Source organism: Blautia luti (genome assembly GCF_033096465.1).
Classification (GTDB): Bacteria; Bacillota; Clostridia; order Lachnospirales; family Lachnospiraceae; genus Blautia_A; species Blautia_A luti.
The window spans coordinates 2,910,541-2,932,170 of the sequence record NZ_AP028156.1; the positions used below are offsets into that span (position 1 = coordinate 2,910,541).

Below are 21,630 nucleotides of genomic sequence, written 5' to 3' on the forward strand. Positions count from 1 at the left end.
TCTGCTTGGTGTTCTAAATACGCTGTATGGTACAGGCGGAAGTCTTGTCAGTTCCACTTTTGGTGCAAAAGCTTCCGGAAATGCTGCAGATATTTCTCAGATCCTGTCTGCAAACTTTACCCAGGCAGAGGGACTGGCATTTATCTTCACCATCAGCTTTAATATGCCATGCGTCAGCGCATTGGTCGCAACTGCAAGAGAAACCCACTCGGTAAAATGGACAGCAAAAATTAGTGTGTTCTATACTGCTGCCGCACTGATTGTTTCGTGCATTGTGTATCATATCGGACTTCTTGTTTTCTGATATACATAAAAAAACTTCAAATTTCACATTATTTAAGGGTGGAAATGTAACTTTCCACCCTGTCTTATAATTATTTTTATAGAAATTCCTGTCATATTTTTAATTCAGAGAAATCTCATCGATCAGTTTCAGTTCTTCTTCTGTAAACGGTGCGCAGGAAGTTGCTTTTACATTGTCCAGGATCTGCTGTGGCTTGGATGCGCCGATCAGGACACTGGTGACTTCTTTGTGCCAGAGGAGCCAGCCAAGAGCCATATCTGCAAGCTTCTCGCCACGCTGTGCAGCCAGATCATTGAGTTTACGGATCTGATCCAGTCTGTGTTCATCCAAAGTGCTTTCTTTAAGGAATCTTCCGTCTGTACGGATACGACTGTCTTCCGGAATTCCGTGAAGATAGCGGTCTGTCAGCTGTCCTTGTGCAAGTGGACTGAATGTGATCAGACCTTTCTTAAGTTCACCGGTTGTTTCCTTAAGACCATTTTTTTCTACTGTTCGGTCAAAAATTGAATAACAGTTCTGGTTGATCACGAACGGACAATGCAGCTCGTCCAGAATTGCGGATGCTTTCTTTAATGTTTCTCCATCATAGTTGGAAAGTCCGACATAGATTGCCTTACCGCTCTGTACAATGCTTGCCAGTGCTCCCATAGTCTCTTCCAGTGGGGTATTCGGATCCATTCTGTGATGATAGAAAATATCCACATATTCCAGTCCCATGCGTTTCAGACTCTGGTCCAGACTTGCAAGAAGATATTTACGGCTTCCCCAGTTTCCGTAAGGGCCTTCCCACATATCATAACCGGCTTTTGTTGTAATGATCAGCTCATCACGGTACACACCTAAATCTTCTTTCAGAATACGTCCGAAATTTTTCTCTGCACTTCCCGGTTCCGGACCATAATTATTTGCCAGATCAAACTGTGTGATTCCGTTATCAAAAGCTGTAAAACAAAGCTTTCTCATATTTTCGAAATTCGCAGTATCTCCGAAATTATGCCACAGTCCAAGTGACACTTTCGGAAGCATCAGTCCGCTGTTTCCACAGCGATTGTATTCCATAGCTGTATATCTTTCTTTTGATGCAGTGTACATATACAATTCCTCCCAAATACGAATATATTTATTGTTCTTTACAAAGGTTATCACTTCAAGTATACTTGAGGTCAAGAAGATTTCATGAATTTAATAAAATTTAATCTATAATCTTTTACACGATCTATTTCATGATAACATATCACAAAATTTTCAATTTACTTTTTACACAGGAGGTACTCATGAAAACCTACACAATCAGAGAACTGTCTGAAATGTTTCATCTTCCGGCATCTACACTTCGTTATTATGAAAGTGAAGGACTTCTTCCTGAAGTTCCCAAGTCTCCTTCTGGACAGCGTATCTATAATAATGAACATATTGAGCGACTGAAATGTATTAACTGTTTCAAACGTACTGGAATGACCATTTCTCAGCTCCGCAAATTTTTTATATATGAAACAGATGAAGCAGCTCATATTAATGAAATTATCTCTCTTCTAAAAGATCAGGAAAAGATTTTAAAAGAAAAACTGGTTCAGCTTCAAAAAGATTCAGCGCATGTCCATCACAAAGTAGAACACTACTCTGCAATTAAACATGCGCTGGAAAATAATCTTCCTATGCCGACGTGGGTAGATGAAGAATAGTTTTCCAATTTTTTTTATAAATAATTATGTGACATGCTCCCGCCACTTAAATCTTACAGATTTTGAAGTGGGGGCTTCCTGCTCGATTGCCCTTCAGGGCAAAGCTAAAACAGGCTATCCCCGCGTGTCCCGCGGTTCTTTTTTATCCGGTTACGGATCTTTTCTGTGCTATTATGCACATTTTTTATATATTCTTTTTCCTTCTTCCAGAATATTGACCGCCGCATTCACATCCCGGTCCATCCGGTTTCCACATTCGCACAGGTATATCCGTTCTGATAATGCCAGCTCTTTCTTCTTATGTCCGCATACGCTGCATATCTTACTGGATGCAAAATATCTGTCTACTTTTATCAGATATTTTCCGCGTTCTTCCAGCTTATATCCAAGCATGGAAAGGAACTGACCGTATCCGTTATCCTGTATCCCTTTTCCGAAATGCAGGCCTCCGGCTATCCCCTTCAGGTTCAGATCCTCCACACATACCGCGTCATAGTCTTCTGCAAGGCTGTGGCTGAGCTTATGCTGGAAATCCTTCCTCTGGTTCTTTATCTTTTCATGAGATAATGCAACCTTTTTCTTCTGTTTCTGATAGTTACGGCTACCCTTTTCACATCTGGAAAGCTTTCTCTGTTCCCGGGCAAGTTTTTTCTCTGCATTCCGGTAAAACATGGGATATCCGGCTCTTTCACCGGTAGAAAATACACACATACCATGCATGGCAAAATCGATTCCCAGAAACTTTTTCGCCTGTCTTTTCTCCGCTGTTTGGTTTTCACAGTCGAACAGCAGGCTGGCAAAATATTTTCCGGACGGTTCCCTGCTCACAGTCACTGATTTCAGCTTCCATCCCTCCGGGATCATACGGTGGAGTTTTATTTTTACCGGCTGCATCTTTGGCAGTTTCAGGAACCTGTCCTGCAGACAGATATTCCCATTTACCATATTCGTTGTATAGGATTTCCGCGAATGTTTTTTCGATTTATAATGCGGAAATCCCACTCCCGGTTCCCGGAAAAATTTCCGGAAAGCCCCTTCCAGATTTAACTGTACATTTGCCAGCGCAAGAGAATCTACCTCTTTCAGCCATGGATATTCTTTTTTATATCCGGCCGGCGTATTTTTCAGCATCTTTTTTTCTTCCTGATAATAGCGGATCTTATCCGCAAGCATCCTGTTATAGAGGAAACGACTGCAGCCGATTGTCTTCTCTATCTGGGTTATCTGTTCTTTATTTGGATAGATCCTTATTTTTACTGCCCGGTTTATCTTTCTCACCCTGACTCTCTATATACTGATGGATTATTTCAACAGGTGCTATATTTCAAAGATTTCTTTTGCTCTCTCTGACATCTTATCGTCCAGCATCTTTCTGCTATATTTCATAACCAGAATCAAACAAAAACACTGAATGAGAATTATTATCTAAACTCATTATGTACACTCACTTATTACTTATTTCGACCATCCAATTTTCAAGAGCATATTGTTCTTTTCTATTATAATATATTTATTGTATCAGAACAAGCGTTTTTGTGATTTTTTATGAATTTGAGCAGACATGCTCGAATGTGCAATTCATCCCATCACCTATAGAGGTGAGGGAATTCTTGCTACGGTTGTTAAAGAATCTCTCTTTTAGTGCACTTTATTTTTGTGCTTTCTTTGGAGCAAATAAATGGCTCATATCTGTATGCTCCAGCTTCAGTAGAGCAATTTTTTTATCAATACCGCCTGCGTATCCCGTCAGACTGCCATTCGAGCCGACTACACGGTGGCAGGGAATGATAATGGAAATCTCGTTATGTCCCACTGCACCGCCTACTGCCTGTGCGGACATATGAGGAGTATTCTGTATTTCAGACATTTGTCTGGCGATTTCTCCATATGTGATTGTCTGACCATAAGGTATCTGTAATAGAATCTGCCATACTGCCTGTCTGAACGTCGAACCAGTTGGATGAAGTGCAGGTGTAAATTTCGGTTCTACTCCTGAAAAATATACATCCAGCCATTTTTTTGCATCTGTCAAAATTGAAGTTTCCTGTGAAATATGTTCCTCAGGAAGTGTATTTGCAAAATATTTCTGTCCCTCAAACCACAAACCTGTAAGTCCGATTTCATCAGCAGACAGTAAAATACTGCCTAATTTTGATTTGTATATACAAGTATATATCATATTTGTCCCCCGAATTATAAAGAAATTTTCATCCTTGGAAACTTACATCACAAGTGCTGCAATGGCAGAAAAAGCCGGTCTTACAGGGCTGACTATGGAAAAACAGAAAGGATTCCGGGCACATCTTGTTGCACGAAAATGATAGCTAAATCCTCATAAAACCAGACATCATGCATCCGCCTGCTGCGCCTGATTCCATCACTTGCGGCAGGCGTTTCAGGTTAATCCCCCCAATTGCGTACACCGGTACCGGACAGGCTTTGCATATTTCTGCGACAAATCCCAGACCTTTTCCTTTCAGTCCTTTTTTGCATTCCGTTTCAAAAATTGTCCCCAGAATAATCTGTGTAGCTCCACATCTTACAGCAGTGTCCATATCTTCCATACTGTGGCAGGATACACTGATTTCCTGAAAAATTTTTCTCATCTGGCTACGTTCCTCTTCGCTCATAGACATAAGTACCGGAATAGACATATGAATCCGTCTGCATCCTAATCTGTTCGCTACGGAAATTCTGGAATGCAGAAAGCAGCGTACGCCACTTTCTCTGCACATTTCCAGAATTTTTTCTGCCAGTATTTCATACTCTTTATCTGACAGATCTTTCTCTCTTAAGATCACTGCATGTGGATGCAGATGGATTACTTTCTGCATCTGCTCGAGAAAATCTCCCTGTACCAATTTACGATTCGTGATCGCAATGGTATGTTCATATTGTTTACACATAAATATAATCATTCAGAACCGGCTGTAAGCCGCCCTGCTCCATATCATCATACATTTTACTGAAAGAACGGTCATCATTGATCTCAAACTGTTCGTCTCCGACATCCGCATCTTCTTTACCTTCATATTTTTCTTCATGGTCACCAATTCCGGTAGAAACACCTGCGGAAACCTTGGTTGCGCAAATCTTTGTGATTCCATTTCGAAATTCAGCACTCTCACGACTGGACACGGTAATTCCAGCAAATGGCAGGAATATACGGTATGCACATAATACCTGGCAAAGCTCTTTCTCTCCCACATCACGCGGATTGATCTTGTCATTATTCACGATTGGTCGTAAGCGTGGACAACTTAAAGATAATTCTGCATGAGGATATTTACGGTTAATATAATATACATGAAGTGCAGTAGCCAGCGCATCTTTTCGGAAGTCATCAAGTCCCAGAAGTGCCGAGAATCCAGCTCCTCTCATACCTCCCATTAGCGCACGTTCCTGTGAATCAAAACGGTATGGCCAAACACGTTTATGTCCCATAAGATGAAGCGTCTCGTATTTGTCTGTATGATAAGTCTCCTGAAAAACAGTTACATAATCTACACCACATTCATGGAGATATTGGTACTCATCCACATTCACCGGATAAATTTCGATACCGATATTTTTGAAATATTTTTTCGCGATTTTAACAGCTTCCCCGATGTATTTCACATCAGAATAAGCACGGCTCTCGCCAGTCAGTATCAGAATTTCTTCCATTCCTGTTTTTGCAATGACTTGCATTTCATGTTCGATTTCTTCAAATGTCAGCTTCTTCCGACGGATATTATTATAGCAATTAAAACCGCAGTAAATGCAGTAGTTCTGACAATAATTTGCAATATATAACGGTGTAAAAATGTACACGGTATTTCCAAAATGATTTCTGGTAATCTCTTCTGCTTTTCTTGCCATCTGCTCAAGATAGGGTGCAGCAGCCGGGGATAACAGTGCTTTAAAATCCTCGATAGAACATGACTCATGAGACAGTGCCCGTTCCACATCATTCGCTGTATATGTATCATAATCGTACTCCTCCATCGCGCGAAGTACTTTATCTTTTATATCTGATTTAATGACCTGCATTCCCTCCATATACTCCATATGGTTGGTCCGAAAAGACGGATCCTGTTCCAGACGGTGCTTTCTCTCCAGTGCGGCCGGCGGAAGCTTATCACTGTCTACAAAATATACCTGATTTTCCTCATTCATGATCCCAGCTTCCTCCTTAGCGTAAAAATCCAGTCAGTGGGTCGGATGCGCTTCCGCCTCTGGCAAGCACTCTTCCCATTCCGGTAAGATAAGCTTTACGACCTGCTTCAATAGCCAGTTTAAACGCAGCCGCCATCTCCGGTACATCTCCAGCTGTGGCGATTGCTGTATTTGCCATGATTGCTGCTGCTCCCATTTCCATAGCTTCACATGCCTGTGATGGTTTTCCAATTCCTGCATCTACAATGATCGGCAGGTCAATCTCATCGATCAGTACCTGGATCATGGCTTTTGTTGCCAGTCCTTTATTGCTTCCGATCGGTGCAGCTAAAGGCATAACCGCTGCTGCCCCGGCATTCTGAAGATCTCTTGCCACATTCAGATCTGGATTCATATATGGCAGGACAACGAAGCCTTCTTTTGCCAGAATCTCTGTTGCTTTGACTGTCTCATAATTATCAGGGAAAAGATATTTCGCATCACGCATAATTTCTATTTTTACAAAATCTCCACATCCCATAGCTCTGCTCAGTCTTGCGATTCTGACAGCCTCTTCGGCATTTCTCGCACCGGATGTATTTGGAAGCAAAGTCACTCCTTTCGGAATGAAATCCAGGATATTATCTTTCTCCTGAGTATTGGCACGTCGAAGTGCAAGGGTAATAATCTCTGCACCGCCCTGTTCAACTGCTGCCTTGATCAGATTCAGGTTATATTTTCCTGATCCAAGAATAAATCGACTCTTAAATTCTTTTCCGCCTAATACAAATTTATCTTCCATCGTGTTCTCCTCTTTTCTAATCACATTTTTCCTGCATGATCAACTGCAGGACTTTATTGGCCTCATGTGCCGCGCAGGCCGCTACTCTTGGTGCTATCAGACCAATTCCACTTCCAACATCTGTGTTCTGATCCCCACACACATACAATCGTCGCATCATCTGCTGCGTTTTGATTTCATTTATATCTGCGTATCCTGCCATTCCATTTCCTGATATGACAGTTGTCTTCGGACACTGGACCAGAAGTTCCCGTACCAGCATTGCTTTCTGATCCGGACAGTCAAATGCCTCGCATACGATCGGATAATCGTAAAACAGTTCTCTCACATTCTCCGGAGTTACTTTCACACAAACAGATTCATATGCTGCATATGGATTGATCTGATATAACAGTTCCGGCAACGCTTCAGCCTTTGGCTTTCCGAGCTGCGGTATGAAATACATCTGCCGGTTGAGGTTGGTCACATCTACCACATCAAAATCCACCAGCAGAAGTTTCCCGATCCCACTTCTTGCAAGCATGACTGCAATATTGGATCCAAGCCCGCCAAGCCCCGCAACTGCTGCTCTGGCATTTCGTAATTTCTTCTGCATTTCTTTCGGAAATCTTGCAGCAAATGCATGATCCAGGTCCTCTTTTGAGATGAGTTCCTGCATTTTTTTCTGAATTTCTGTCATCTTTTTCAGCCCCCTCCAACAAATCGCAGAACTTCGATCACATCTTCATCCTGGATCGTCACGCTGCCGAATTGTTCTTTTGGGATGATCTCAAAATTGCGTTCTACTACCAGATGTTCTGGATTGAAACCATTTTCTTTCAGATACTCCAGAAGATTTTTCCCGGCAATTTCTTTTTCCTCTCCGTTAATCATTACCATGGATATACTCCTTTCTAACATCATGAAACTTTAAAAATGAATCCTGCTTACAGAATTCTCCACCTTCAGCGAGTCACTTCAGCTACAGAATCTCCCGACTATACAAAAAAAGGCGCCGGACAACATACTATTCCTGTTGTCCGGCGCCTGAAATGCTCTGTGAAAAGTGGTGCCCCCAGTTCACATAAAAAACAGAGAGCCCGATACACAAGTCTATTCATTCACGACATGTATTTCCTATTTCCCTACGTTGGCATTATCCAAATCAGGTTCCAGGTCAAGACTAATCAAGTCTACTCTCAGCCCATCTATTTGAGCTCCTCATTTGTGAGATATTATACAAAATTAAGAAACAATTTTCAAGCTTTTTTTAATATTTCTCCATTTTCTGCTGTTTCAGTAACAAAAAAAGACCCGGCATACGTCTGAAACATACACCAGATCTTTATTAATCGTATTCACAATCATCCTGCCATATGCAATACTTCAAGCAAAAGTACCCAGCTCAGTCCGTAATATGTCACAACTGCCACAAGGTCATTGATAGTAGTGATCAGTGGACCGGAAGCTACTGCAGGGTCAATGTTGATCTTCTTAAAGAACAGCGGGATGCAGGTTCCTACTGCACTGGAGATCAGCATTGCCAGAAGCAGGGACGCACCGATACATCCGGATACTGCATAAGAGAACATCAGTGTTTTTCCCTTAAACAGGAAAATATACAGTCCGATCAGCACAAAAGAGAAGAATCCTAAAATGCTGCCGTTGCACAAACCAATCCGCATTTCTTTCCACACCAGTTCCAGTTTTTGTTTGCCTGTCAGGGACTCGTCCATCAGAACACGTATGGTTACAGCCAGAGACTGTGTACCTACGTTACCTGCCATGTCCAAAATAAGGGACTGGAAACACATAATGATCGGAAGTGAAGTTACTACCTGTTCAAAAAGTCCTACTACAGAAGATACAACCATTCCAAGTCCAAGCAGGATCACAAGCCATGGAAGACGCTTCTTCATGCTCTCTTTCAGAGGCTCTTTTAAATCCTCTTCTGCAGTCAGACCGGCCAGTTTTGCATAATCATCACCCATCTCATCATCCACCAGGTCGATGATATTTGCGGATGTAATTACACCAAGAAGCTGATTGTCATTGTCGAGAACCGGAATGGAATCCTCGGAATAATCCTTCAGGTCTTCGATACAATCATCGATATTCTCCTCTGCATACACATAAGGATAAGATGTCACTACCAGATTCTCAAGGAGATCATCCCTTCTGGCAATGATCAGCTCTTTCAGATCAATGGCTCCGTAAAATTTCTGCTGCTCTGTTACTACGAAGATCGTAGAAATGTTGTCGTTCTTCGCTGCCTGTTCGATCAGACTGCTCATGGCTTGCTTCACTGTCAGCTTATCTGTGATCACAATGAAGTTCGTAGTCATACGGCTTCCAATCTCATCCTCATCGAAAGATGCGATCATCTCTACATCGCGGCGAACTTCGGGTTCTAACAGATCAATCAGTATCTTTTTCTTTGTTTTCTCAAGTTTATTTAATACATCTGCCAGAGCATCTGTTTCCATTCTGGACAAAATAGCTGCTGCTTTTTTTACATCCATTTCATTCAGATACTCTACTGCATTCTCCTCATCTGTGTACTCAAAGATATCGGAAAGCATATCAGTATCCAGAATACGGTACATTTTGTATCGTTCCTGTACAGTCAGTTCCGGCATTACCTCTGCCAGATCATTCTCATGATAATCCTGCAGTCTTGCTGCCATAACAGCCGGAGAGGTGTTGCTGCGGATGATCTTCAGAATCTCTTTGGAATAATCCTGTACTCTTTTCTCCATCTTTTTCTTCCTCCGTTTTTTTACATAAAGATGCAAAAAGCGTTGCCGCAAACTTGCAGTCAGTCGGATAAAAATATCCGTTTCGCTATTTGCACATAACCAGATAACTGTTTCACAATCTGGTCAAAATGCGCACGAAAAGAAAGCAGTCTGTTACACTTGTCACATTTACTGCCACTTTCTCTATGCATTTTCAGCACAACAAATAGTAAGTTACTAAAGACGCCACTTACTGTTCATGTACTGTCCAAATATGTAATTGCATGATTCGGGGAATTTCATAGAAACAGGATAGGAAATAAAAAGATGCGAAATATATGACTACAGCAGAACAGAACGGCTGCTATACTCATATACTCTTTTTAATTCAGATCCTGTGCTACTACTTCGCCCATGAGAATCGCAATTATCCATTCTGTTCCACCTGCCTTTTCTTCTAAATTTATGGTTCAGAATATCAAATTCTGAACAGCAAATTCATTGTAACCGCCCCACAGAGAAAAAGCAACCCTGTTTTCTTATTTTTTACATTAATTTTTGTTAATACTAACGATAAGTTTGATTCTTTCATTTCTAAATGATAGAATACAATAAGATTATTATTAATCACGTAAGACTATATTAATTCACAGGAGAATAATTCTTATGTCATTTATCAGTGCATTTGATGTTATGGGGCCAAACATGATCGGCCCTTCCAGTTCACATACTGCAGGTGCAGCGCGTATTTCCTATCTTGCCCAGAAAATGATCGAAGGTCCATTAAAGCGAGCCGACTTTATCCTGTACGGTTCCTTTGCCAGAACTTACCGTGGTCACGGTACTGACCGTGCCCTGCTGGGCGGTATTATGGGATTTTCTACAGATGATATGCGCATCCGGAATTCTTTTGATATTGCTCAGGAAAAAGGTCTGGAGTTTTCTTTTACTCCAAATGAGCAGGAAACAGATATCCATCCGAACACCGTGGATATCTGCATGGAAAATGAAAAAGGCCAGAAAATGACAGTACGCGGCGAATCCCTGGGAGGCGGTAAGGTCCGTATTGTGGAGATTAATCACGTACAGGTAGACTTTACAGGTGAATACAGTGCAGTGATCGTAATCCATCAGGATACTCCGGGCGTTGTGGCCTATATTACCAAATGCCTGAGTGACCGCAATATCAACATTGCATTTATGCGCCTCTTCCGTGAGGGCAAAGGCGATATCGCTTATACCATCGTAGAATCTGACGGCAAACTTCCTGTAAATATCGTTCCTGCGATCCGTGAGAACCCGAACATTCATGAAGTTATGATCGTACAGATGTAAAGAAAGGAGGATTTTTATCATGGATTTTAAAAATGCAAAGGAACTCCTGACACTCTGTGAAGAAAAAAATCTTCCTATCTCAGAAGTTATGCGTATCCGTGAAATTGAGCTTGGGGAGACAACTGCAGAGATTGTTCATAAAAAAATGACACGGGTACTGGAGATTATGAAAGAGGCTGCTTTTTCCCCGATCAAACAGCCTGTAAAATCTATGGGTGGCCTGATCGGCGGCGAAGCCAGAAAGCTGAGTCTCCATGCCCAGGGAAAAAAAGGGATCTGCGGAGATCTGCTTCAGAAAGCCATCACTTATGCAATGGCTACCCTGGAAACCAATGCCTCCATGGGTCTGATCGTGGCATCTCCGACTGCCGGTTCTGCCGGGATCGTGCCGGGACTGATGCTGGCAATGCAGGAACATTATCAGTTCTCTGATGAAGAGATCATCCAGGCATTATTTAACGCAAGTGCCATCGGTTATCTGGCAATGCGAAATGCAACAGTTGCAGGTGCTGTGGGTGGATGTCAGGCAGAGGTCGGGGTTGCTTCTGCTATGGCGGCTTCTGCTGCTGTGGAACTGATGGGCGGTACACCGAGGAAATGTACTTTCGCAGCATCTACTGTTCTTATGAATATGCTGGGCCTGGTCTGTGATCCGGTAGGCGGCCTGGTAGAATACCCATGCCAGAACAGAAATGCCGCTGGTGTGGCAAATGCCATCATCGCTGCCGAAATGGCTCTCGCCGGAATCCCACAGCTGATCCCACTGGACGAAATGATCCAGACGATGTTTACAGTAGGTAAGAAGCTTCCTGCTGAACTGCGTGAAACTGCCATGGGCGGCTGTGCTACTACGCCATCTGCATGTGAGGCATGCCATATTTACTGATCTGACCTTCAATCTGGATACAAACCTGGGTGATATTAATGTTCCTGATAAACTAAATGGAAAGCTTGTTTCTACAGATGATGAGAGTACGTTTGAAGGAAATGACTCTTCTGCACAGAATTCTTTAACAATCCAGTCAGATGATGGGGATATCACTGTTAATTAATGTTCTTAACGCAGATGCTCATAACGGGACTGTATGGTTTCATACAGTCCTGTTTTTATTTTATCTGAAAAAATCTTACATAAAAAATGGTGAATCTATGGCCTTTTCTGTGAAATTAAAATAATTTTTCATTTATTTTAAATTAATACTAGGAAAATTCTCCTGTTGCGGTTATAATACATATATGTGTCTTGACACATGACAACATTATTGACAATAGGAGAAACATCATGGAAAAGTTTAAAGCATTTCTCAAACGCAAGGACATTGAGATTTCCGTCAGACGATACGGAATCGATGCTCTTGGCGCCATGGCGCAGGGACTTTTTTGTTCCCTGCTCATCGGTACCATTATCAATACCCTGGGTACACAATTCCACATTCCATTTCTTACAATGGCAGTGGCGACCGTTAATGACACCCAGTACACAGTAGGATCTCTGGCATCTGCCATGAGCGGTCCGGCTATGGCAGTAGCTATCGGCTATGCACTTCACTGTCCGCCGCTGGTACTGTTTTCCCTTATCACTGTAGGTTTCGCTTCCAATGCACTGGGCGGTGCAGGCGGTCCTCTGGCAGTTCTGTTCGTAGCTATCTTTGCTTCTGAAATCGGAAAAGCAGTTTCCAAAGAAACAAAGATCGATATTCTGGTCACACCTCTGGTTACTATCGGTGTAGGTGTGGGACTTTCTGCATGGTGGGCTCCGGCTCTGGGAAGTGCTGCTATGAAAGTAGGAAACATTATCATGTGGGCTACCAATCTGCAGCCGTTCCTTATGGGAATCCTGGTATCTGTGTTTGTAGGAATCGCACTGACCCTGCCGATCTCTTCCGCTGCGATCTGTGCTGCCCTGGGACTGACCGGTCTGGCAGGCGGAGCTGCTGTTGCAGGATGTTGTGCACAGATGGTAGGTTTCGCAGTTATGTCCTTCCGTGAGAATAAATGGGGAGGCCTGGTTTCCCAGGGAATAGGAACTTCTATGCTCCAGATGGGAAATATTGTAAAAAATCCCCGCATCTGGATTGCTCCCATCCTGACATCCGCTATCACCGGTCCAATTGCTACCTGTCTGTTTAAACTCCAGATGAACGGTACTCCGGTTTCCTCCGGTATGGGAACCTGTGGATTCGTAGGACAAATCGGTGTGTACACAGGCTGGATGAATGACATTGCAGCCGGAACCAAAGCTGCAGTCACTGGCTGGGACTGGGCAGGACTTCTGCTGATCTCCTTTGTTCTTCCTGCTGTCCTTTGCCCACTGATCAACTCCGTACTTCGTAAAATAGGCTGGGTAAAAGACGGAGATATGACACTGGCATAAATTCGCGTGATATGTCTCGGGATTCTGGCATATATATGCCCAAACACCTCGCAGGATAGTGACGTGTGAATAGTAATGGATTTTTACCGCAAACAGAAAATACCTGATAACGGAAATGAGTGTTTTTCCGAATATCAGGTATTTTTTATGCTTTATTTAATTCTGTGCCGGATTCTTTCTAAGCCCCATGATCAGCCGGATTCCCACTACCATAAAAATTGGGAAGATCAAAGCTGCCAGGATTCCCATTTTCAGGTTGTCATTTAATGCTCCCGAAATCATTCCCACATATGTAGGACCAGAAGAACATCCTACGTCCCCGGCCAGGGCAAGCAGAGCAAATAATGCAGTTCCGCCTCTCTTCACGGATGCTGATGCCATACTGAAGGTTCCCGGCCACATAATACCTACGGATAATCCGCAGACTGCACATCCCAGAATTCCAAGTGCAGGAATCGGGATAAATGCGATCATCAGATAAGAGATCATGCAGAGAACTGCGCTGTACTGCATGAAGCGTTCCAGATTGATCCTGTCACCAAATTTCCCATAAAAAGCTCTGGAACTTCCCATGAGGATGGCAAATGCCATAGGACCGGCCAGATCTCCGATGGTCTTATTGATACCGAAGCTTTTTTCTGCCAGAGTGGATGCCCACTGGCTGACCGCCTGTTCACTTGCTCCTGCGCAGAGCATCATCAGCATCAGAACCCAGAAGATTTTTTTCTTAAAAAGTTCCACCATTGTAAGACCTGTTTCTCCTTCGTCGAGCAATGGAGCAATAGGTACTCTGGTGAAAAGGATTCCATTCAAAATAGGGATCAATGACCATGTCAGTGCCATATATTTCCAGTTTGCAATGCCGAAAATTCTGAAAAACAGCGTGGAAAGAAGTACTACTCCTACATGTCCCCAGCAGTAAAAAGAATGAAGAAGGCTCATGGCTTTCTCTTTATTATCTGTGGGGCAGGCCTCCACAACAGGGCTTACCAGAACTTCCAGAAGTCCTCCGCCGATGGCATAGATCATAACTGCCACAAGGAGTCCCCAGAATGGATCACTGAAAGTTTCCGGCAAAACAGTCAGCAGGATCAGTCCGGCTGCTGCCATACCATGAGCCAGGATCATGGATGCACGGTACCCGATCCTGTCCACAAATCCTATGGAAGCCAGATCCACCAACAACTGAATACCGAAATTAAATGTAACCAGCAGGGTGATCTTCTGCAAAGATATTCCATAACTGCTCTGAAATGTCAGAAACAGTAACGGGACAAAGTTGTTGACGATTGCCTGTACCACATATCCTATGAAACAGGCCTGTACAGTTCTATTATAGTTTGTTTTCATCTGATGTGATTTTCCCTCCCATATATAAGTCCAAATAGAATCATAATGTGCCGATAAATTGATTTCCCTGTCAACTTACCGACACATCCCAGTGTATCATATATTTTTTACTTTTTCTTTCATTATCTTTTGTTTTTTATGGAATTTCTCTACTATTTTGACTTCTTCAGATCCGTACTTCTTCCTCTGTATGAAGCAGCGCACTTTTTGCCAGCTGATCTGCTTCTTCATTGTAGTGATTGCCTGTATGGGCTGCTACTTTACAGAATGAAATATGGAGTTCTTTCCCTGCTGCCTGCATATGAGCCGCGTACTTGCTGGTGAGCGGTGTTTTTGCCCGCCATACACCTGTAACCCATTTTTCTACTCCTTCATAATCATAACGGATTTCCACTGCCGGGTATCCATTTTCCTGTGCCCATTTCACAGCATTCATAGCTCCAAGCATTTCTCCTGCTACATTTCGGATGGCAACACCTGCCGGGTCACTTCCACTGCCCGATCTGCGTATCTCTTCTCCGTCCGGAGTAAGGATCACACATCCGAATGCGTATCTGCCGATACTTTTCTCAAAACTTCCGTCTACATAAGCGATCACCATATTCTCCGGCACTTCTACCACTCCGGCAGCTTCCCTGTCCTTATCTATGGATACAGTCTTCTCAGTTTCCATCTTCAGAAAAGCCAGTGCTTCTTCTCTGTCTGTAAAACCTCGAAATTCTGCACCAGAATATCCGGCCGTTGCTTTCTGACACTCCGCCCAGCTATCAAACAGACCGGTTTTATGCCCTTTTCTTACTGCATAGATTTTCTTTTTTGCCATATATGATTTCCTTTCAAGTTATATTTTTCTATAATGTCTTTCTATAACTATTTCTTCTGTTTTCTTCTCATGATGTTAACATTCTCTTTCTGTAATTTCAAGCCATTCTTTACCCGAATCCCCACTTTCATGAAGCCTGCCGGTATTACTGTTCACACGCCACTATTCCGCGAGGTGTTTTGGCATAAATATGCCAAAATCCCGAGACATACGGCGCGAATTTATGCGATTAGCATAAATTCTGTGCATCGCGCAGCGTGTTACTGTGCACGGAGTGAACAGTAAGCCTGCCGGTAATCCGGTGGGTGTTCTGTTCATACAATACTGGTAATTACTATTTGATCTATGATAAAATAAAAATATAAAAAAATCTGCTCTATTATGAAAAAGATCATATCAACAACAGTACACTTATCGACTTATGGACCTATAACCTGAAAACCAAAAAGAAAACCTGTGTCAAAAAGAATGCCGTTATCCGCAAACAATCCGGAACTACCCTTCTCCTCACTCCCAACACAGGTGCACTAGTCCCCCTCCCCTGCTATGTCTACAATCTGACCACTGGAAAATCCAAACGCATTGATTCAGCCTCCATCAGTACAGACCTGATCAACGGAAAGATCTACTACGCCAAATGCCTTTCCTCCAGATATTCCGGTAAAGGATATAAGCTCAAACTATATAGCTATAATATTAAAAACGGCAAAAAAGCCGCACTTTCCAAAACTTTCTACGCTGATTACTACTATGCCTTTACTTCCAAAACAGTAACCTACCGCAGTTCTGGAAAAACATATAAATACACATACTCCACCGGAAAATCAACCCAAATATCCAAAAACCTGGTTGACAACCGCCATAATTCAACGGTATAATAATTACCAATAAACAACAGCCAAATATCAAATGCAGTGACAGGGAGGAGTATACATCTCCGTGAAATCCAGAGAGAAAGCGGTCGGTGCGAGCTTTCATGAACAAGGTGTAGAAGTAGCCCTCGAGCAGTGGCCCTAACAGCAATCTTTATATGCCCAGTAAGCGTCAACGTCAGTTCCACGTTATAGGAACACAGTATATCAGTACTGACGAAGTGCAGAGCCAGACTCTGAAAACAGGTGGTACCGCGGAAAATATTTTCGCCCTGGGCAAACAGCCCAGGGCGTTTTTTATTATACAACCAGTGCCTGGACTCCGAAACCGCACATGAAAACAAATAAATTTCCGAGCGTCCCCATACAACAAAAGGAGGTCCAACATATGAAACAAATATCCGGCAACAAACTCTTAGTTAAAGCCTTAAAAGAAGAAGGCGTAGAATACCTCTTCGGCTACCCCGGAGCCTGTACCATCGACATCAGTGATGAACTCTACAAACAGGACGATGTCAAAATCATCCTCCCCCGTCACGAACAGGCCCTTGTCCACGAAGCCGACGCCTACGCCAGAACCACCGGCAAAGTCGGCGTATGTCTGGTAACCAGCGGTCCCGGAGCAACCAACCTTGTAACAGGACTTGCAACCGCCAACTATGACAGCGTACCTCTTGTATGCTTCACCGGCCAGGTAGCCCGCCACCTCATCGGCAACGATGCATTTCAGGAAGTAGACATCGTAGGAATCACCAGAAGCATCACCAAATACGGCGTTACTGTCCGCAGACGTGAAGACCTGGGACGTATCATCAAAGAAGCCTTCTACATTGCCCGCACCGGCCGTCCGGGACCTGTCCTTATCGACCTTCCAAAGGACGTAATGGCAGAACTCGGCAGCGCTGAATATCCTAAAAATGTAAACATCCGCGGATACAAACCAAACACAGATGTCCACATCGGCCAGCTCAAACGTGCCATCAAACTTTTAAATAAAGCAAAACGTCCCTTATTCCTGGCAGGCGGCGGTGTAGTAATCTCCCGCGCCCATGAAATTTTCCGGGAAGTAGTGGAAAAGACAAAAGTACCGGTTGTCACAACCGTAATGGGAAAAGGCTCTATCCCCACAGACCATCCGCTCTACATCGGAAACCTTGGTATGCATGGTGCCTATGCAGCAAACATGGCAGTCAGCAACTGTGATCTCCTTTTCTCTATCGGAACCAGATTCAATGACAGAATCACAGGAAAACTTCATGAATTTGCACCTCATGCACAGATTGTACACATCGATATCGACACCGCATCTATCTCCAGAAACATTCAGGTAGATATTCCTATTGTTTCAGATGCAAAAGAAGCTATCACAAAAATGAATGAATACGTTCAGGAATGCTCTACAGGCAAGTGGCTTGGCCAGATCAGCCAATGGAAAGAAGAACATCCGCTGAAAATGCGTCCAAACGATGTTTTAAGTCCAATGGACATCCTGAAAGAGATCAATGAGCAGTTCGATAACAGCATCATCGTCACAGACGTAGGACAGCATCAGATGCTTGTTTCCCAGTACGCAGAAGTGACTGAGGGCAAACAGATGATCATGTCCGGTGGTCTGGGAACTATGGGATACGGACTCCCAGGCGGAATCGGAGCCAAGATCGGAAATCCTGACAGGCCTGTCATCGTTATCTCCGGTGACGGCGGTGTGCAGATGAATATCCAGGAGCTTGCAACAGCAGTTCTGGAGGAACTTCCAGTAATCCTGTGTATCTTTAACAATGAATATCTTGGAATGGTACGCCAGTGGCAGAAACTCTTCTACGGTAAACGCTACGCCATGACCAACCTGCGCGCCGGAGCACTTTCCCGCCGCACAGAAGGCATGGAATATCCACAGTACACACCGGATTTCATCAAACTTGCAGAAAGCTATCGCGCAAAGGGAATCCGCGTTACAAAGAAAGAAGAAATCGCAGCCGCCTTCAAAGAAGCAAAGAAAAATACAAAAGCACCTACAGTAATCGAATTTATCATTGACCCAGAAGAAATGGTCTACCCGATGATCAAACCGGGCGGAACTCTGGAAGATATGATCATGGATTGTTAAGCAGGAGGTTAGATCGTTATGGATAAAGGAATGAAAAAAAGATGGATTTCTCTCTATGTTGAGAACCAGGTAGGTGTTCTATCAAAAATTTCCGGACTCTTTTCCGGAAAAAGCTACAACCTTGACAGTCTCACTGTAGGAACCACAGAAGACCCGACAGTCTCCCGAATGACTATCGCCACAGTCAGCGATGACGAAACATTCGAGCAGATCAAGAAACAGTTAAACCGTATGATCGAAGTCATCAAAGTCATCGACTTTACAGATGTATTTGTCCGTATGAAAGAAATCCTGTATATCAAAGTTTTCAACTGCTCCAAGGAGGACAAGGTAGAACTCTTCCAGATTGCAGAAACTTTCAAAGCGAAAGTCATCGACTATGGTAAAGACAGCTTGCTTCTTGAATTTGTCCAGACTGCAACCAAGAACGATGCAGTTGTGAAACTGATCAAAGAAGAATTCCACAGAATCGAAGTTGTCCGCGGAGGCAGCGTTGGAATTGAATCTATCAGTATGATGGAAAGATAATACAAAAAAACGACGTAAATCGGAATCCCAGTTCCAGATCTACGTCGTTTTTTTGATTTATCCCAGAATTGTTTTCAGGTCTTCCTCCGGTGTAGCTACAGGAGCGATATTGTAGTTCTCAGCCAGGTAGTTCAGGACATTCGGGGAGATGAATGCCGGGAGTGTCGGGCCTAAGCGGATGTCTTTGATCCCCAGGTGGAGTAGCGTAAGGAGGATGCAGACTGCTTTCTGCTCGTACCAGGAAAGGATCATGCTTAATGGCAGTTCGTTTACGCTGCAGTTAAATGCTTCTGCCAGGGCTACAGCTACTTTGATGGCACTGTAGGCGTCGTTACACTGGCCCATGTCCATAATCCTCGGGAGACCACCGATGGTTCCCAGGTCAAGGTCATTGAAGCGGTATTTTCCACAGGCAAGAGTGAGGATGATGGTGTCATCCGGGGTCTGTTTTACGAAGTCCGTGTAGTAGTTTCTGCCTTTGCGTACACCATCGCATCCGCCTACCAGGAAGAAGTGACGGATGTCACCGGATTTAACTGCTTCGATCACTTTGTCTGCTACACCAAGTACAGTTCCGTGTGCAAAGCCTGTCATCACTTCGGTTCCGCCGTTGATTCCTGTGAACTGAGTGTCTTCCGGGTAACCGCCGAGTTCCAGGGATTTCTCGATCACCGGAGTGAAATCTTTCTCATCGTCAATGTGGATGACTTCCGGGAAGGATACCATTTCTGTGGTAAATACACGGTCTTTATAGCTTGCTTTCGGCGGCATGAGGCAGTTGGTCGTGTAGAGGATCGGGGCAGGAATGTTGTCAAATTCTTTCTGCTGGTTCTGCCATGCAGTGCCGAAGTTTCCTTTAAGATGCAGGTATTTCTTCAATTCCGGGTATGCGTGTGCAGGGAGCATTTCGCCGTGTGTGTAAATGTTGATTCCTTTACCTTCTGTCTGCTGAAGGAGAAGCTTCAGGTCATAGAGGTCATGTCCTGTTACTACGATAAATGGGCCTTTTTCTACTTTGAGAGGTACCGTTACCGGTGTCGGGTTGCCGAATGTTTCGGTGTTCGCTTTATCAAGAAGTGCCATGCAGCTTAAGTTTACTTTTCCAACCTCCATGACTACAGGGAGAAGTTCTTCCATTCCCCAGTCTTCTGCCAGGACAAATAAAGCTTTATAGAAGAAATCATTTACTTCCTGATCTTTGTAACCGAGAACCATTGCATGGTATGCATAGGCTGCCATTCCCCTGATGCCGAAAAGGATCAGGGATTTCAGGGATCGGATATCTTCATTGGCATTCCACATACGGTTCATGTCATAGTTGTCTGTGTTTCCGCATCTGGAAGCGCAGACTGCACAGTCAGGGACAATCTTATTTTTCTCTGCGTTTACTTTACTGATCATTTCCCGGATGGAATCGTCGTCAAAAGCTACATTAGTGACTGTGGTAAAGAGTCCTTCTATCACGACACGGTCTGTGGTTTCTTTTCTTTCGTTGTTTGCGCAGGCACGGGCCAGGCCGATGAGGGCTCCTGTCAGTTCATCCTGGAGTGCTGCTGTATCTGCTGTTTTTCCGCATACTCCGGCTTTTCCTGTACATCCGCTGCATCCTGCTGTCTGTTCACACTGAAAACAAAACATCTGTTTATCCATTCTTTTTTCTCCTTTATATTGTCTGTACTTTTATTAGTTTCTGTTGATTTTTTACATGTTATCCACAATGTGGCCATCTGTGGAGATGATTTTTACCTGCCATGGAATGAATTTTCCACTGTTTTTCAGAGCTGTTTCTGCTGCTCTGGCAAGGCCGCCGCAGCATGGAACTTCCATTCGTACGATAGTCACGCTCTTGATATCGTTCTGGTGGATGATCTCGGTCAGTTTCTCGCTGTAGTCGCCTTCATCCAGTTTCGGGCATCCGATCAGGGTGATGCGGTTGCGGATAAATTCCTGATGGAAGTTTGCGTAGGCGTATGCGGTGCAGTCTGCTGCAATCAGAAGATGAGCTCCATCGAAATATGGCGCGTTGACTGGTACTAATTTGATCTGTACCGGCCACTGCCTCAGTTCTGATTCTGCATTTGCTTTCATATTTGCTTCTACTGCTGCCTCATCAAAAGCTGCTGCTTCTCTCTGTATAAATGAGATTGCATTTGTGGGGCATACCGGAAGACAGTTTCCTAACCCGTCACAGTAGTCATCCCGCAGCAGCTTTGCTTTTCCATCTACTATACCAATGGCTCCCTCCTGACAGGCGCCGGCACATAAACCGCATCCGTTGCACCGTTCTTCATCGATGTGTATGATCTGTCTTATCATGATCTTTTCTCCTTTAAATGACTTGTTTCTATGATGAATGTCTGTGTTCTCTTGATTAAATGGCAAAGTATATCGGATATTTGTTCCTGTGTATGTTGTAAAAACAACATTTCTGCTTTTTTTGAAATTATTTTGCAATAAAAAATCTCAAAACCTTTCTCTTCCCCGGAGGTCTGCTTCCTGGTATTGAAAAGTTCTGAGATTTTTTTCATGGCGAACTGTACCAGTCCGATATCTGTATTCTTATCAGACGCGAAAGAAACAGGGATCCTGACCTACCTGC

Annotated in this window: 19 protein-coding genes, 1 riboswitch and 1 other annotated feature; of the genes, 6 read left to right on the forward strand and 13 right to left on the reverse strand. The window is 43.6% G+C overall.

The features are described from left to right. Window positions 1-403: 403 nt before the first annotated feature. Entirely contained in the window at window positions 404-1,396 is a 993-nt protein-coding gene (locus R8695_RS13465; protein ID WP_118509223.1) for an aldo/keto reductase, read from the reverse strand. Between the two features lie 182 nt (window positions 1,397-1,578). Here R8695_RS13465 and R8695_RS13470 point away from each other — a divergent pair, with 182 nt between their 5' ends. Then, window positions 1,579-1,986 carry a MerR family transcriptional regulator gene (locus R8695_RS13470; protein ID WP_154781055.1) on the forward strand — a complete coding sequence of 136 codons (408 nt, stop codon included), beginning with the start codon at window positions 1,579-1,581 and terminating at the stop codon, window positions 1,984-1,986. A gap of 171 nt (window positions 1,987-2,157) precedes the next feature. On the opposite strand, the gene R8695_RS13475 is transcribed toward R8695_RS13470, so the two are convergent. From R8695_RS13475 to mgtE, 8 genes are all read right to left on the reverse strand, one after another. Then, window positions 2,158-3,264 carry an RNA-guided endonuclease TnpB family protein gene (locus R8695_RS13475; protein WP_331669637.1) on the reverse strand — a complete coding sequence of 369 codons (1,107 nt, stop codon included), beginning with the start codon at window positions 3,262-3,264 and terminating at the stop codon, window positions 2,158-2,160. 370 nt (window positions 3,265-3,634) lie between these two features. Next, window positions 3,635-4,165: a methylated-DNA--[protein]-cysteine S-methyltransferase gene (locus R8695_RS13480; RefSeq protein ID WP_118510990.1), complete on the reverse strand. Its 531-nt coding sequence runs from the start codon at window positions 4,163-4,165 to the stop codon at window positions 3,635-3,637. A 145-nt stretch (window positions 4,166-4,310) separates the two neighbouring features. Then, the gene (locus tag R8695_RS13485) at window positions 4,311-4,892 is read right to left on the reverse strand and encodes a thiamine phosphate synthase (RefSeq protein ID WP_243139447.1); all 582 of its coding nucleotides are present in this window, start codon (window positions 4,890-4,892) and stop codon (window positions 4,311-4,313) included. Next, window positions 4,885-6,144: a 2-iminoacetate synthase ThiH gene (gene thiH / locus R8695_RS13490; RefSeq protein ID WP_118510994.1), complete on the reverse strand. Its 1,260-nt coding sequence runs from the start codon at window positions 6,142-6,144 to the stop codon at window positions 4,885-4,887. Before thiH ends, R8695_RS13485 begins: the two co-directional genes overlap by 8 nt. Before the next feature lie 16 nt (window positions 6,145-6,160). Then, entirely contained in the window at window positions 6,161-6,925 is a 765-nt protein-coding gene (locus R8695_RS13495; RefSeq protein ID WP_118510996.1) for a thiazole synthase, read from the reverse strand. A gap of 16 nt (window positions 6,926-6,941) precedes the next feature. Then, window positions 6,942-7,604: a sulfur carrier protein ThiS adenylyltransferase ThiF gene (gene thiF / locus R8695_RS13500; protein ID WP_182437431.1), complete on the reverse strand. Its 663-nt coding sequence runs from the start codon at window positions 7,602-7,604 to the stop codon at window positions 6,942-6,944. Window positions 7,605-7,609: 5 nt separating this feature from the next. Continuing rightward, entirely contained in the window at window positions 7,610-7,804 is a 195-nt protein-coding gene (gene thiS / locus R8695_RS13505) for a sulfur carrier protein ThiS (RefSeq protein ID WP_118510998.1), read from the reverse strand. 225 nt (window positions 7,805-8,029) lie between these two features. Then, window positions 8,030-8,137: riboswitch (TPP riboswitch) on the reverse strand. Window positions 8,138-8,268: 131 nt separating this feature from the next. Then, entirely contained in the window at window positions 8,269-9,663 is a 1,395-nt protein-coding gene (gene mgtE / locus R8695_RS13510) for a magnesium transporter (RefSeq protein ID WP_118511000.1), read from the reverse strand. Between the two features lie 645 nt (window positions 9,664-10,308). Between mgtE and sdaAB the strand changes: the two genes are divergently transcribed. From sdaAB to R8695_RS13525, 3 genes are all read left to right on the forward strand, one after another. Beyond that, a complete protein-coding gene (sdaAB, locus tag R8695_RS13515; protein WP_118511002.1) occupies window positions 10,309-10,977 on the forward strand; it encodes an L-serine ammonia-lyase, iron-sulfur-dependent subunit beta in 669 nt (222 codons plus the stop codon). Between the two features lie 19 nt (window positions 10,978-10,996). Then, window positions 10,997-11,863, forward strand: coding sequence for an L-serine ammonia-lyase, iron-sulfur-dependent, subunit alpha (sdaAA, locus tag R8695_RS13520; RefSeq protein WP_118511004.1), 867 nt, complete (start codon window positions 10,997-10,999; stop codon window positions 11,861-11,863). 396 nt (window positions 11,864-12,259) lie between these two features. After that, the gene (locus R8695_RS13525) at window positions 12,260-13,351 is read left to right on the forward strand and encodes a PTS sugar transporter subunit IIC (protein WP_118511008.1); all 1,092 of its coding nucleotides are present in this window, start codon (window positions 12,260-12,262) and stop codon (window positions 13,349-13,351) included. Window positions 13,352-13,507: 156 nt separating this feature from the next. On the opposite strand, the gene R8695_RS13530 is transcribed toward R8695_RS13525, so the two are convergent. Next, window positions 13,508-14,701 (reverse strand): MFS transporter, encoded by a 1,194-nt coding sequence (locus tag R8695_RS13530; RefSeq protein ID WP_118511010.1) that lies wholly within the window; start codon window positions 14,699-14,701, stop codon window positions 13,508-13,510. 166 nt (window positions 14,702-14,867) lie between these two features. Next, the gene (locus R8695_RS13535; protein WP_118511012.1) at window positions 14,868-15,524 is read right to left on the reverse strand and encodes a ribonuclease H1 domain-containing protein; all 657 of its coding nucleotides are present in this window, start codon (window positions 15,522-15,524) and stop codon (window positions 14,868-14,870) included. 905 nt (window positions 15,525-16,429) lie between these two features. Further along, window positions 16,430-16,674, forward strand: a binding site (T-box leader). Between the two features lie 110 nt (window positions 16,675-16,784). On the opposite strand from R8695_RS13535, the gene ilvB reads away from it, so the two are divergent. Beyond that, window positions 16,785-18,503, forward strand: coding sequence for a biosynthetic-type acetolactate synthase large subunit (gene ilvB, locus R8695_RS13540; RefSeq protein ID WP_118511014.1), 1,719 nt, complete (start codon window positions 16,785-16,787; stop codon window positions 18,501-18,503). Between the two features lie 18 nt (window positions 18,504-18,521). Further along, on the forward strand, window positions 18,522-19,031 hold the full coding sequence (gene ilvN / locus R8695_RS13545) for an acetolactate synthase small subunit (protein ID WP_022381366.1): 510 nt from the start codon (window positions 18,522-18,524) through the stop codon (window positions 19,029-19,031). Between the two features lie 57 nt (window positions 19,032-19,088). On the opposite strand, the gene hcp is transcribed toward ilvN, so the two are convergent. Both hcp and R8695_RS13555 read right to left on the reverse strand, forming a co-directional pair. After that, entirely contained in the window at window positions 19,089-20,681 is a 1,593-nt protein-coding gene (hcp, locus tag R8695_RS13550) for a hydroxylamine reductase (protein WP_205730790.1), read from the reverse strand. Between the two features lie 51 nt (window positions 20,682-20,732). Further along, entirely contained in the window at window positions 20,733-21,347 is a 615-nt protein-coding gene (locus R8695_RS13555; RefSeq protein WP_118511016.1) for an ATP-binding protein, read from the reverse strand. Between the last annotated feature and the right edge of the window lie 283 nt (window positions 21,348-21,630).

Coding starts and splice junctions, on each gene's coding strand:
- R8695_RS13495 (WP_118510996.1), bottom strand. CDS start 6,925: ATGGAAGATAAATTTGTATTAGGCGGAAAAGAATTTAAGAGTCGATTT.
- R8695_RS13485 (WP_243139447.1), bottom strand. CDS start 4,892: ATGTGTAAACAATATGAACATACCATTGCGATCACGAATCGTAAATTG.
- R8695_RS13525 (WP_118511008.1), top strand. CDS start 12,260: ATGGAAAAGTTTAAAGCATTTCTCAAACGCAAGGACATTGAGATTTCC.
- ilvB (WP_118511014.1), top strand. CDS start 16,785: ATGAAACAAATATCCGGCAACAAACTCTTAGTTAAAGCCTTAAAAGAA.
- R8695_RS13535 (WP_118511012.1), bottom strand. CDS start 15,524: ATGGCAAAAAAGAAAATCTATGCAGTAAGAAAAGGGCATAAAACCGGT.
- thiF (WP_182437431.1), bottom strand. CDS start 7,604: ATGACAGAAATTCAGAAAAAAATGCAGGAACTCATCTCAAAAGAGGAC.
- hcp (WP_205730790.1), bottom strand. CDS start 20,681: ATGGATAAACAGATGTTTTGTTTTCAGTGTGAACAGACAGCAGGATGC.
- sdaAB (WP_118511002.1), top strand. CDS start 10,309: ATGTCATTTATCAGTGCATTTGATGTTATGGGGCCAAACATGATCGGC.
- R8695_RS13480 (WP_118510990.1), bottom strand. CDS start 4,165: ATGATATATACTTGTATATACAAATCAAAATTAGGCAGTATTTTACTG.
- R8695_RS13555 (WP_118511016.1), bottom strand. CDS start 21,347: ATGATAAGACAGATCATACACATCGATGAAGAACGGTGCAACGGATGC.
- mgtE (WP_118511000.1), bottom strand. CDS start 9,663: ATGGAGAAAAGAGTACAGGATTATTCCAAAGAGATTCTGAAGATCATC.
- ilvN (WP_022381366.1), top strand. CDS start 18,522: ATGGATAAAGGAATGAAAAAAAGATGGATTTCTCTCTATGTTGAGAAC.
- R8695_RS13530 (WP_118511010.1), bottom strand. CDS start 14,701: ATGAAAACAAACTATAATAGAACTGTACAGGCCTGTTTCATAGGATAT.
- thiH (WP_118510994.1), bottom strand. CDS start 6,144: ATGAATGAGGAAAATCAGGTATATTTTGTAGACAGTGATAAGCTTCCG.
- R8695_RS13470 (WP_154781055.1), top strand. CDS start 1,579: ATGAAAACCTACACAATCAGAGAACTGTCTGAAATGTTTCATCTTCCG.
- thiS (WP_118510998.1), bottom strand. CDS start 7,804: ATGGTAATGATTAACGGAGAGGAAAAAGAAATTGCCGGGAAAAATCTT.
- sdaAA (WP_118511004.1), top strand. CDS start 10,997: ATGGATTTTAAAAATGCAAAGGAACTCCTGACACTCTGTGAAGAAAAA.
- R8695_RS13465 (WP_118509223.1), bottom strand. CDS start 1,396: ATGTACACTGCATCAAAAGAAAGATATACAGCTATGGAATACAATCGC.